General features: G+C 67.5%; 9 protein-coding genes. 2 read left to right on the forward strand and 7 right to left on the reverse strand.

Annotated elements, in window-relative coordinates:
* Nucleotides 1-124 precede the first annotated feature (124 nt).
* The 7 genes from ACRDSQ_RS14365 to ACRDSQ_RS14395 all read right to left on the reverse strand — a co-directional run bounded on the left by ACRDSQ_RS14365 (nucleotide 125) and on the right by ACRDSQ_RS14395 (nucleotide 9,404).
* Nucleotides 125-1,363, reverse strand: coding sequence for an MFS transporter (locus tag ACRDSQ_RS14365; protein ID WP_431421572.1), 1,239 nt, complete (start codon nucleotides 1,361-1,363; stop codon nucleotides 125-127).
* A gap of 41 nt (nucleotides 1,364-1,404) precedes the next feature.
* Nucleotides 1,405-2,637, reverse strand: a complete 1,233-nt coding sequence (locus tag ACRDSQ_RS14370) for an ATP-grasp domain-containing protein (protein ID WP_431421574.1) — start codon at nucleotides 2,635-2,637, stop codon at nucleotides 1,405-1,407.
* Nucleotides 2,638-2,654: 17 nt separating this feature from the next.
* Nucleotides 2,655-3,596 carry a diiron oxygenase gene (locus ACRDSQ_RS14375; protein WP_431421575.1) on the reverse strand — a complete coding sequence of 314 codons (942 nt, stop codon included), beginning with the start codon at nucleotides 3,594-3,596 and terminating at the stop codon, nucleotides 2,655-2,657.
* Nucleotides 3,597-3,670: 74 nt separating this feature from the next.
* A complete protein-coding gene (locus ACRDSQ_RS14380) occupies nucleotides 3,671-5,416 on the reverse strand; it encodes a carbamoyltransferase family protein (RefSeq protein WP_431421576.1) in 1,746 nt (581 codons plus the stop codon).
* Between the two features lie 53 nt (nucleotides 5,417-5,469).
* Complete coding sequence (locus ACRDSQ_RS14385; protein WP_431421578.1) at nucleotides 5,470-7,176, reverse strand: carbamoyltransferase N-terminal domain-containing protein; 1,707 nt, start codon at nucleotides 7,174-7,176, stop codon at nucleotides 5,470-5,472.
* A gap of 137 nt (nucleotides 7,177-7,313) precedes the next feature.
* Entirely contained in the window at nucleotides 7,314-8,618 is a 1,305-nt protein-coding gene (locus tag ACRDSQ_RS14390) for an ATP-grasp domain-containing protein (RefSeq protein ID WP_431421579.1), read from the reverse strand.
* Between the two features lie 414 nt (nucleotides 8,619-9,032).
* Nucleotides 9,033-9,404 carry an SPW repeat protein gene (locus tag ACRDSQ_RS14395; protein WP_431421580.1) on the reverse strand — a complete coding sequence of 124 codons (372 nt, stop codon included), beginning with the start codon at nucleotides 9,402-9,404 and terminating at the stop codon, nucleotides 9,033-9,035.
* A 191-nt stretch (nucleotides 9,405-9,595) separates the two neighbouring features.
* Between ACRDSQ_RS14395 and ccrA the strand changes: the two genes are divergently transcribed.
* Nucleotides 9,596-10,927, forward strand: coding sequence for a crotonyl-CoA carboxylase/reductase (gene ccrA, locus ACRDSQ_RS14400; protein WP_431421581.1), 1,332 nt, complete (start codon nucleotides 9,596-9,598; stop codon nucleotides 10,925-10,927).
* Between the two features lie 81 nt (nucleotides 10,928-11,008).
* Complete coding sequence (locus tag ACRDSQ_RS14405) at nucleotides 11,009-12,217, forward strand: chromosome segregation protein (protein ID WP_431421582.1); 1,209 nt, start codon at nucleotides 11,009-11,011, stop codon at nucleotides 12,215-12,217.
* The last annotated feature ends 35 nt before the right edge of the window (nucleotides 12,218-12,252 follow it).

Here is a 12,252-nt window from a genome sequence, read left to right on the forward strand (position 1 = left end):
GCCCGCACCTGCCCGACGGTGTCGACCTCGACCCGACCTCGGTCGCCAGAATCGAGCAGAGCGGTATAACCATCCTCAAGCGGCTGTTCGAGACCTGGGGCTGAGTCGTGGCCACAGGACACGCCTATCCCTCGGCGGTCTCATATTCCTGTGACCGCACGGCCAGCGCCTGCGGGCCGAGCACACCGACCGTCATGCCCGCGGCGGCCGCGAGGCCCAGGACGGCGCACATCAGCCAGACCGCGGAGCCATAGAACTGGTATAGCGCGGTGCCGACGGTCGGGCCGAGCGCGTAGCCACTGGCCATCGCGGCGGTGATGGCGGCAATGTAGCGACCGCGCAAGCCCTGCGGCGCTGCCAGTGCCGGGTACGCGACCACCGACGGCGCGCTGACGATCTCGCCGAGGGTCCACACCAGCGTCCCCGCGAACAGGATCCACATGCCCACCGGCAGGCCGAACAGGGCCGTGCCCACGCCGATCAGCCCGCTGCCCCAGGCGATCGCCGAGCGCATCGACATCCGCTGCACGTACCGCATCAGCGGCAGCTCCAGCGTGATCACCAGCAGGCCGTTGAGTGCCAGGAGAACGCCGTAGAGCTGTTCGGGCAGCCCACGCGCGCTGACCTCCAGCGGCAGCACGGCCAGGTACTGCACCTCGGCGAACGAGGTGATGAACTGCGCCAGCACGACCAGCACGAAACGCTTGTCCGCGAACAGGTCCACGTACCGGCCGGTGGCCTTCTCCGCCGTACGCCCGGCCTTGGGCTCCGGCAGCAGCGCCATCGCCACGATCGCGAAGCCCAGGCTGGTCGCCGCGTTGGTCAGGAACACCGCGGTGAAAGACTGCGTCATCAGAAACGCGCCGACCAGCGGACCGACCGACGCACCGATGTTGATGCCGAGCCGATACGCCGCCGACGCGATGACCAGCCGAGACGCGGGGGTGTAGTCGGCCAGCATGGTCGACGCGGCGGGCCGATAGAGCTGCGAGAACAGGCCGGCGAGCGCGCACACCGGAAGCAGCGCGGGGTAGGCGTCGATCACCGCGAGCGAAGCGGTCAGCACACTGGAGACCACCATCGAGATGATGATCGTTCGGCGCGGGCCGATCTTGTCGGTGAACGACCCGCCCGCGAACACGCCGACGATCGACCCGATGCCGTACGCGGTCAGCACGACACCCGCCTTGAGCGGCGCGACGCCGATGCTGGTCAGGTACAGCATCAGGAAGATCTGGACGAACTGGCCCGCCCGGTTGAGCGCGACCCCGGTCAGCAGCACGATGACCGGGCGTGGCAGCGTTCTCACCGTCTCCCAGACGCCGGGCTTCTCCTCGACCTCGGTGTCGACCTCGCTGGCCATGCTCGATGTCCCTTCCTGTTGCTGTGCCGGGGTTTCCGGGGTCAAGCGGGGAGCTCCACGCCGGTGACGGCGGCGAACCCGTCGGCCGCGTCGAGCACGGCGGTGCAGGCGGCGGGATCCGCCGCGCGGGCGATGGCGTAGCCGAAACGCGAGGTGTATCCCCGCGGCGGGAGCCGCAACTCGGTGCCGGGTTCGGCGAGTGCGCATACCTCGTACAGGCCCGCGTCCGGGTCCGCGGCCGGGAGGGTGACCGACTCGACGGCCATATCCGTTGGTGGGTAATAGAAGCGGATCGACGCCGAGGCGGTGTCGGTGGCGTCGAGCTTGGGCGCGCGGCCGAGCGCGAGGTCGATCGCGACGTCGCCCGCGTCGACACCGGACGCGATCTGCCCCAGGTACGGGATCAGGTCGCCGCCGAGCCTGCCGTTGACCTCGATCAGCGCCGGTCCGCGCGGGCCAAACTTGATCTCGGTGTGGGTGATGCCGTGGGTGACGCCGAGCGCGACGTGCATGCGGTCGAGCAGGTCGAGCATCCCGCGGTCGGTCAGCAGTGCGTCGTCGGCCGACACCATGTGGCCGATCTCCTCGAAGTAAGGCGGCATCCCGACGTTCTTGCGGCCGACGATGAACGGATGGCACCGGCCCTCGAACACCGCGATGTCGATGCTGATCTCGGGGCCCTCGAGGTATTCCTCCATCAGGACCTCGTCGTGCGCGGCCATGCCGCGCTGGGTCGCCGACCTGGTGACCTCCAGCGCCCAGGCCAGCTCGTCGGGCCCAGTCACCTTGACCACGCCCTGGCTCGCGCCGAGGCCGCGGGGCTTGATCACCAGCGGGTAGCCGATCTCACCCGCGGCTGCCGTCGCGGCCTCGATGGTGCCGACGAGCGCGAACATCGGCTGCGGGACACGAGCGGCGTGCAGCAGCTCGCGGGTCCGGACCTTGTCCCGACACGCCCGCACGGCCTCCGGTGCCGTTCCGGGCAGCCCAAGCGCGGCGGCGGCCTCGGCGGCCGCGACGATCACGCCCTCGTGGTAGCAGTACACCCCGAGAACCGGCACGGTCTCGGCGAGCCCGCGCGCGGCGGCGACGACCGCAGCCGGGTCGAACACGTCGATGACGTCGTAGCCTGCGATGTACGGGCGCTGCCATGTCGGCTCGTCGGGGTCGAACAGCCAGACCCGGTGGTTGCGGGCGGCCGATTCGACAAGGTACTCGCGGTATAGCTGGGCGCCGCTGCCCATCAGCAGCAGCACACCGTCGGTCGTGTCCATCTTCGCTCCTTCGATGCTCACGGCAGCAGGCCCTCGGCGGCGAACTGCTCAGGCGCGCCGGGGATGTCCAGCACCCCGATGCGTTCGAACAGCGCCACCGTCTTCGCCGAGGCGAACCGGATGCTCTCAGTCACCGCCTGCCGGTTGTAGGACTCGGCGACGATGGTCCCGGTGGCCTCCGCGGTGAATCCGGACTTGATCAGCGCGGCCGTCGCGGGCGCCGTCGCGGGCTGCAGTGAATGGATGATCAGTTTCGGCAGGTAGGTCGCGACCATGGTGCGGGTGGCGCCGTCGAGCTGTCCCCACAGGTGCTCGAAGAAGCTGGAGAAGTAGGCGTGGTGGCGGCCCTCATCGATGGCGTGGTCGCGCACCGTGTCACGCACGACGGTGATCACGCTTGTGTCGTTGGGGATGTCCACGAGGATCGAGGTGATCAGCGTCTCGAACACCACAACCTGCAGTAGCTGCACCAGCACCCGGTGGTCGGGTGTGCGGTCGCCGACGCTGTCCAGCGCGGTGATGAACCGGCCGAAGTCGTAGGGCAGCGCGGCGATGCCCGCGCGTTCTTCCAACTGCACCAGCACATCGAGGCTGTAGAGCGAGTGGTAAGCCTCGTCGACGCAGATCTTGTACCCATCGAGCCGCACTCGGTTTGGCAGTTCGAGACCCGAGGTGCCGTCGGCGATGCGTTGGGTGGCACGGCTGACCACCGCGACCTCGAAGTGCGCGGTGAAGTTCAACCACTGGAAAAGATGCTGCGCCTGCAGGTAACGCTGGACCGGCGCCTCGGTGGCCAGGACCAGCGGATGGCTCAGGTGCGGCACCAACCGGTCGGGGAAGAAGCCCTTGTTGATGTCGTCGTCGTCAGTGTGCACACGCCGAGGCCCGGAACGGACGCCCGCGCGCTCGTACCAGGCGTCGAACGCCTTGACCGTGTCCATCGTGGGCCGTTCGATCACCGTGAGACCTTTCTGGGACGACGGGGAACGCCGAACTCCGGCCGCCCTCACGGACGGCCGGAGTCGTGGCGCACTCAGCCCGCGGCGACCGGGGTGTGGTGCGGGTGCTGCTCGTGCAACTCGTGCTTGACCTTCGAAACCAGCAAGCCATCGATGTAGAGGAAGTCGATGTCGGTGCGGGCATAGGTCCGCAGCGCGTCGGCCGGGGTCTCCACGATCGGCTCGCCGTTGTCGTTGAAGGAGGTGTTGAGCACCAGCGGGACGCCGGTCTTGGCATGGAAGGCGCTGATCAGCTCGTGGTAGTACGGGCTGACGTCCGGACGGACCGTCTGCACCCGGGCGGTGCCGTCGACATGGGTGATCGCGGGGACGACATCGTGCTTGTCAGCCTTGACCGCGGGCACCAGCAGCATGAACGGGCTCTCGCCCTTGCCGTCGAACCACTCATCGGCGTGCTCGACGAGCACCGAGGGGGCATAGGGCCGGAACACCTCGCGGTGCTTGACGACCTCGTTGAGGAAGTCGCGCATGCCCGGGTGGCGGGCGTCGGCCAGGATGCTGCGGTGGCCGAGCGCACGCGGGCCCATCTCGGAACCGCCGACGACCCAACTGACCACGTAGTGCTCGGCGAGCAGGCCCGCGACCTCGGCCGGGTTCGACTCGCGCCAGGTCAACGTGCCCTCGTACTTCTTGAGCGCGTCGAGCGTGGTCTCGCGGGAGTAGGTGCGGCCAAGCGAGGCCGACCGCATCGGCGTACGGGTCTTGCCGTCGAGCAGGTTGTGGTAGCCCCACAGCGCCGCGCCGATGGCGCAGCCCGCGTCACCGGCCGGGGCGGGGATGAAGATGTCCTCGAACGGCCCCTCGGCCCGGACCCGCTGGTTGGCCACTGAGTTCAGGGTCACGCCACCGGCCAGGCACAGGTGCTTCTTGCCGGTCAGCTCGTAGGCCTGGTTGGCCAGGTACAGGAACGCCTTCTCCAGCTCGTCCTGGATCTTGTAGGAGACGTCCTTGGCGAGTTGGTGCTGCCACGAGCCGCGCTGCTTGGCGTCGTAGTCCGCGCCCTCGGCGTTGACCAGGTCGGTCCAGATCTTCTCCAGGCTCTCCTGGGAGACGGTGATGTCGAGGCCGTCGAAGGTCAGCCAGTCGCCCCACTCCGGGCGCGGGTTGCCGTAGGGCGCCAGGCCCATGGTCTTGCCCGCCTCGGGGTAACCGCCGCAGTTGAAGACACCGAAGTCCGGGGTGCCCCAGCGGGTGAGGAAGTTCAGCTTCGCGGTGAAGAAGTCGTAGAACAGGCCCAGCGACATGTCGGTGTAATCGACCGGGTAGGTCGTGGCGCCGACGCTGCGCAGTTCGGTGCCCTCACCGACGAGCACGGTGTGCTTCTCGATCTTGTCGGTGCCAGGGAAGCGGCTGCCCGCCTGGTCGACCACCAGGACCGCGGCGTCCTCGAACGGTGAGGCGTAGAACGCGACGGAAGCGTGGGCGAGGTGGTGCGAGGGCAGCGGCAGAGCGTGGATCTTGCTCTTGTCCTTGATCGGCAGTTCGCTGGTGATCCGGCGGACCGCCCCGTCACCCAGCGGGCGGTTGCCGACGACCAGACCGATGTCGTCGATTCCGATACCGACAGCGTCGAGACAGTAGGTCACCGAGCGCATGGGTAATGTCTTGGTCAGGCGCTCGAAGTGCCCCTGGATCAGGAAGCCTTCGGTGTGCTTGATCCGGTCGAGCCGCTCCTCTTCGATCGCGACGAGAATCTCCCCGTCCTTGATGATCGCTGCGGAGCGGTCGTGGCTGAGGTTCAGTCCCAGGATGTAGGTCATGATTCTCTCTCTTGATATTGACTTGACGTGGCCGAACTGCCGGAACCGCGACCTCAGTCGACAGTCTTGCTGTACAATGTGCCCTCGCTCCACACCAGGTCGACCCGCCCCCACGCCAGCGCCGAGGCGACATCGGGGAAGAACCCGCTGCCGTTGAGGTTCGCGCTGGTGTTGCAGAGCACGGGGATTCCGCTGAGCCGGTGGTACTCGCGCAGGATGGTCTCCAGCGTCGGGTCGTCCGCGGTGCTGACGGTCTGCAGCCGAGCCGTTCCGTCCAGGTGCAGTACCGCAGGGATCTTGTCCGCCCACTCGGGACGGACCTGGTGGTCGAAGAGCATGTGTGGGTCGGGCGTGCCCGGGTCGAAGATCTGCGGGGCGAACTCGGTGATGCAGATCGGCGCGACCGGGCGGTAGCTCTCCCGGAACTTGACCCGGTTCAGCTCGTCCTTCATGCCCGGGTCGGTCGCGGCGGCGATGATGCTGCGACCGCCCAGTGCGCGCGGGCCGAGTTCGGCGCGGGCGTTGAGCACCACGACCGCCTTGCCCGACGTGTGGAGTATCCGCGCCAGCGCCGCCGGGGAGCAGGCGCTGACGGTCCAGCCCTCGGGGATCTCGTTCGTCTCGACCAGGGCCGGACCACTGCGCGGGTGCCAGGTGATCGGACCCAGACCGGTCTCGGCGGCCAAGTGCGCGGCAGCGGCGCCGATGGCGGAGCCCGAGTCGTTGGGGAACGGCGGCACCCAGACCTGCCCGAAGACCGGCAGTGCCCGCAGTGCGCTGTTCCACTTGATGTTGAGCGCGCAGCCGCCGACGAAGCACAGGTTGAACGGACCCTCGCCCTGGTCGGCGACGACCGCCGCGGTGATCCGCTCGGTGAGCAGGCCCTCGAAGAACTCGTGCACCGAGGCCAGCACGTCCTCGTCCGAGGCGCCGATCTCGTCGACCTTGACCCGCACGGCCCGGAAGAACTCGTGCACGTACCGCAGCGACGGCTCGGAATTGCTGCCCCACCCGCCGATGGCGGCTCGGTACTCGGCGGCGGCGTCCTTGTCGGACTCGAACTGCTCGTGCAGGGTGTCGCGCAGGATCGCCACGACGTCGGCCCGCGCGGCACCGAGCGCGATGTAGGCCATCAGCTTGCCCGCGACTGACAGGTCGTCCACCGTGGCCGACTCGTCGTGCCTGCGGAACGGGCCGAAGTGGTGGGCGGCGGTCGCGTAGGAGTGCCCGATCATCGGGAACAGCGCGCCCAGGTTGCGCACACCTCGCGCTGGATCGGTCCAGTACAGGCGGGGGAACATTCCCCCGTCCCACACCAGCACGTACGACGACTCCCTGCGCACCGCGAACTCGCTGGAGCAGTACGCGCTGGCGAGGTGTCCGGTGACATGCAGGTAGCTGGCGTAGGGGAATGATTGCTCGCCCATGGCGAACTTGCCGAGATAGCCTGGCCGCAGCAGGTCGGCCACGGTCTCGTTCTCGCGGTAGGGCGCGGTCGTGATGGCGACTGGCAAGCCGTGGTTGTCGACCTTGGCGGTGCCGGTGACCTGGCCGTCCCAACCATCGATCACCCAATGGTCCACGTCGGCGAGTTCGTAGCCGAAGTCGGCGAGCAGCCTGGGCACGACATCGAGGTCGGCTACCTGGCTATATCTGGCGCCGTTGGCGATTTTCTCCATCTCTACACAGAAGACCAATTTGCCGTCATGCAGCAGCGACACCGACCCGTCATGGGTCAGCTTCAAGCCACAGATGATCACAATAGAACCTCCTTGGTCCACGCGGCGCCCTAGCGCGCGGCAAATACGGCGTCGATCGGGTCGACTGCCGGAAGCGCCACGCGCTCGACTGGGGCGGTGAAATACGTTTTCACTCGTGTTTAGTGTCGCGTTGCGGATTATTCTGAATTGTCCGTCAGTGCGGCTTCGAGGTTGTTGAGCACCGAGTGCGAATCGCGCACAAGTGTCTCGGCATCGCGAGCCTGGAGAAAGAAAATCCCGGCATAGTTGGTCGACCCGCCCGCCACGTCGTATTTCGGCATCGGCGTGCCGTTCGGGATCGACAGCCCGGCCACCGCTTCGATGCTCGAGCCCTCCGACAAGATCGCCGACCAGTCGACCGCGTCGAAGTCCCATACCGGCAGCCGCTGCCATGGCGTGCCCGCGTCGTCGGTGGCGATGATGGATAACGAGCCCGCGGCGGCGGAGCCCGACAGCAGCATCCGCTCGGGGTAGTCGACCTGCTCGCCGAGCATCTCGCGCAGCAGCATCCCGACCATGTCATAGCCGAACACGTTCTCGATCTCCTTGATCACCATTACGCCGCCGAGGCGGGCCGCGGACTCGATCAGGAAGACCTCGCCGTTGTCGGCGAGCTTGAGTTCGGTGTGAGTGCCGCAGGTGTCGAGGCCAAGGGCGTCGACCGCGGCCTTGGCCACGGCCTCGACCTTGCGCTGCAGCGGTTCCGGCAGCGAACAGGGAGCCAGGTTGCTGAGCTCGGTGAACGGAGGGATGGTGGGGATGCGGGTCGTGATCGCAATCGGGTGGTACACCCCGCGCGCAACGATGCCCTCGACACTGAGGTAGTCGCCGTAACCGGAGTCTTCGTCGAACCAGGTCCGGATCGAGCCCTTGATGATCTCCTCGACCAGGAAGTGCCGCTCCGGCCTGCGGTCGTGCAGTTCACCAATGCCGACCTGGACCGCCGAGGCCACGGCTGCGGACGCCTGCGCCCAGGCGTCGGCGACCTCGTCGGCGTGCTCGATCACGAGCTGGCCGATCGATCCAGCCCCCAAGGCCGACTTCAGCAACACAGGCAGGGTCAGCTCATCCACGGCGGCGCGAAGTTCGTCCTCGCTCGCGACCCTGCGGAACCGGGGGCTCGGCACGCCCGCGTGTTCCCAGACCTCGCGCATAAGCCGCTTGTCGCGCGACTTCGCCACGTTCGGACCTGCGCCGACCAGGCCGAGTCGCTCGGCCGCGTAGGCGACGGCGAGGACGGCGTACTCGGATAGGGCGAACACCGCGTCGGCGTTGACCTCCTTGGCGTGGCTGACGATCAGGTCGACGAGCTGGTCGCCCTCAACCCGGTCGAACGCGTCGGTGCGACCGGTGACGTGCGGGCCCCACAGGTGCTCGGTGCGCTCGGGCATCGGCGAGAGCGCCAGGACATGCACGTCGCCGCACTGCGCCATTTTCGGCATCGCATGTTCCAGGGGAGCGCCACCTCGCGTGAACACAAAGAGAATCTGTTTCCGCTCAGCCACCTGTGCACTCCTTTGATGAATCCGCAGCAAAAATAGACGAAAGCACAGGGGAATTGTCGTGAGCAATCCGGGAAATCGATGCGTCACGCGAAATGGTTCCCACATTCCGCGCACGCCAGACACACGACGCGCTCACAAGGATCCCCCCAACGCCGCAGACTATAGAAGCTGCTTCCAACATATGTCAACAAGCAACAAAGGGGCTGAATGGCCCAATCCGAATGGCGGCAAAAGCATGAATATTGCGCTGAAGAGACTACGAGGATTCGCGATCGGCGGATCTGCTGTCGCACGAAACCGACGACACCGGTCGAACGGGCCGCGACGATCGCGGCCCGTTGACCGGCCGGGTCAGTGCGATCCGGCCATCCGGCTGGCGGCCTGCGCCAGCGGCAGAGCGGCGGCACCCGCCACCACGGTGAGCGCACCGATGATCCAGGAGGACCACGCGATGCCGGTCATGTGCGTGTAGCTCATGACCCAGGGGGAGATGAACAGCAGCACGCCGAGCACGATCTGGATCGCCTCACCGGCGACCATGCCCGGCATCGCGAGCGATACCAGGCCGTCGAGCGCGATCAACGCGCCGAGCACGACCATGGTCCACATCGCGGCGTTGTCGGTATCCATCCACAGTGGAGACGCCATCGCGACGACGCCGAGGACTACCTCGGCCCAGTCGTAAGGACGGGTCCACGGCTTGACCGCTCCAGACTCGTTCACGAGACCACCTCCATCGAACGGAGATCCCGTAGACCATGGTCCGCTTATCGAGAGCCGCTGGTCAATGTCGACCTGCAACGATCGAGTGCGTGCCATCCCTCACATCACCGGTACCTGCTCTCTACCGCTAAGTAACATCACGCCACCTGGGTGTTCTAGCCCATGTGTCCGATTCGCCGGGAGGTCCCGCAGTGCAGAAGATCCTCGACGCCATCCAGGCCGACGAGCTCGACGCGATCGGCTCGTTGCCGGTTCCGGAGTCGTACCGGGGTGTCACGGTGCACGCCGACGAGGCCGAGATGTTCGAAGGTCTCGAGTCGCGCGACAAGGACCCCCGCAAGTCGCTGCATCTCGACGAGGTACCCGTCCCCGAGCTCGGCCCGGGTGAGGCGCTCGTCGCGGTGATGGCCAGCGCCATCAACTACAACACCGTGTGGACCTCGATCTTCGAGCCCGTCTCCACGTTCAAGTTCCTCGAGCGCTACGGCAAGATGTCGCCGCTGTCGAAGAAGCACGACCTGCCCTACCACGTGGTCGGCTCCGACCTGTCCGGCGTCGTGCTGCGCACCGGCCCCGGCGTGCACGCCTGGAAGCCGGGCGACGAGGTCGTCGCGCACTGTCTCAACGTCGAGCTCGAAGGCCCCGACGGGCACAACGACACGATGATGGACACCGAGCAGCGCATCTGGGGCTTCGAGACCAACTTCGGCGGGCTCGCCGAGGTCGCGCTGGTCAAGTCCAACCAGCTCATGCCCAAGCCCAAGCACCTGACGTGGGAAGAGGCCGCCTCCCCCGGCCTGGTGAACTCCACCGCCTACCGCCAGCTCGTCTCGAGCAACGGCGCGGGCATGAAGCAGGGTGACGTCGTGCTGATCTGGGGCGCCTCCGGCGGCCTCGGCTCTTACGCGACCCAGTTCGCTCTTAACGGCGGCGCGATCCCGGTGTGCGTGGTGTCCAGCCAGGAGAAGGCCGACATCGTCCGCAAGATGGGCGCGGAGCTGATCATCGACCGCAGCGCCGAGGGCTACAAGTTCTGGAAGGACGAGAACACCCAGGACCCGCGCGAGTGGCAGCGGCTCGGCAAGAAGATCCGCGAGCTGACCGGCGGTGAGGACCCGGACATCGTCTTCGAGCACCCGGGCCGCGAGACCTTCGGCGCGTCGGTCTACGTCACCCGCAAGGGCGGCACGATCGTCACCTGCGCGTCCACCTCGGGCTTCATGCACCAGTACGACAACCGCTACCTGTGGATGAACCTCAAGCGGATCGTCGGCTCGCACTTCGCGAACTACCGCGAGTCCTGGGAAGCGAACCGGCTCATCGCCAAGGGGCTGATCCACCCGACCCTGTCGAAGACGTACGCGCTCGCCGACACCGGCCAGGCCGCGCTCGACGTGCACCGCAACGCCCACCAGGGCAAGGTCGGCGTGCTCTGCCTGGCGCCGGAAGAGGGCTTGGGCGTGCGTGACCACGAGATGCGCGCCAAGCACCTCGACGCGATCAACCGTTTCCGCGGTGTCTGACTGATCACCCGTACGGGCCGTTCGATGTGGGATTGCGCTACTTGTCGTGAGTGCCGTAACCCAGACAGGTAGCGTGACCCCATGGGATTGGGCGAGGAACGCGATCTCGTGCCGTTGGGTGCCGGATTCGACATCACCAAGCGGGGCTACAGCCGCGCGCAGGTCGAAGAGCACCTTGAACGGCTCGACGCCGAACTGCAGCTACTGCACGCCGACCGCAACGCGGCCGTCTCACAGGCGACGGATCTCGCGAAGCAGCTCGAACGGAGCCGCTCCGAGATAGAGGAACTCAAGGGGCAGGTCGAGCGGCTCTCCTTGCCGCCGACCACCCTTGAGGGCCTCAGCGAGCGGTTGCAGCGGATGCTGCGGCTCGCCCAGGACGAGGCGACCGAGGAACGGGCCAGGGCCGAAGCCGACGCCGACCGCATCCGGCAGAAGGCCGAAGCCGACGCGCTGATCCTCAAGCAGCGCTACGAGAAGCTCATGGCCGACCTCGACCAGCGCCGCGCGGCGATGGAGGCCGAACACGTCGGCGTCGTCGAGAAGGCCCGCACGGACGCCGAGCAGACCGTCGCCGCCGCGAAGGCGGAGGCGGCCCGCATCGACGCCGCGTCCCTGGAGCGGCGAACGAAGGTCGAAGAGGACTTCGAGATCGCCATGGCCTCGCGCCGCACCGAGTCGATGCGGGCGCTGGCCGAGCAGGAGGCGACCAGCAAGTCCGAAGCCGAACGCCGCGTGCGTGAGGCCACGGAGGAAGCGAACCGCAGGCGCCACGAGGCGATCACCGAGTCGACCTCGCGGCTCAAGGAAGCCACCGCCGAGGCCCACCGCCGCGTCCGTGAGGCCACCGACGAGGCCAACCGTCGAATCACCCACGCCACCCAGCGGGTGGCCGCCCTGCGCCAGCTGCGTGCCCGGGTGGCCGACCAGCTGCACACGGCGCGCGACCTCATCGCCGACGCCCATGTGCAACTGGCGGACGCGACGCCGATTCTTGACCCGCTGCCCGAAGAGCGTGCCCCGAAGACGATCGACGGGACACCGGCGGACGAGTCCCCGACGAAGATGATGAAGCCGGTCGGGCCGCCGCAGGAGCACTGGGAAGCCGTGGAGTCCGACACCGAGCGGACACCGGCGAACAAGCCTGAGCGGCCGACGGAGAAGGCCGAGAGCAAGCCCGCTCCGGCCGCACCCGCCGAAGCAGTGCGCGCGGAGCCAGAGCCCAACGGCGAACGCACCCAACGACTCCCGAAGCCCGCCAAGGAAACCTCAGCAGGCGCACCCCGCTGAGAAGCAGCCGCGAAGCCGGCCAGTGAGTGCCCGCC

Origin of the sequence: Actinokineospora sp., assembly GCF_050699995.1 — a bacterium.
Taxonomy (GTDB): domain Bacteria; phylum Actinomycetota; class Actinomycetes; order Mycobacteriales; family Pseudonocardiaceae; genus Actinokineospora.

Bases quoted from the DNA above. Each gene is read 5' to 3' on its own strand.
- ACRDSQ_RS14365 (WP_431421572.1), bottom strand. From the start codon at position 1,363: ATGGCCAGCGAGGTCGACACCGAGGTCGAGGAGAAGCCCGGCGTCTGG.
- ACRDSQ_RS14370 (WP_431421574.1), bottom strand. From the start codon at position 2,637: ATGGACACGACCGACGGTGTGCTGCTGCTGATGGGCAGCGGCGCCCAG.
- ACRDSQ_RS14380 (WP_431421576.1), bottom strand. From the start codon at position 5,416: ATGACCTACATCCTGGGACTGAACCTCAGCCACGACCGCTCCGCAGCG.
- ACRDSQ_RS14390 (WP_431421579.1), bottom strand. From the start codon at position 8,618: ATGCCGAAAATGGCGCAGTGCGGCGACGTGCATGTCCTGGCGCTCTCG.
- ACRDSQ_RS14405 (WP_431421582.1), top strand. From the start codon at position 11,009: ATGGGATTGGGCGAGGAACGCGATCTCGTGCCGTTGGGTGCCGGATTC.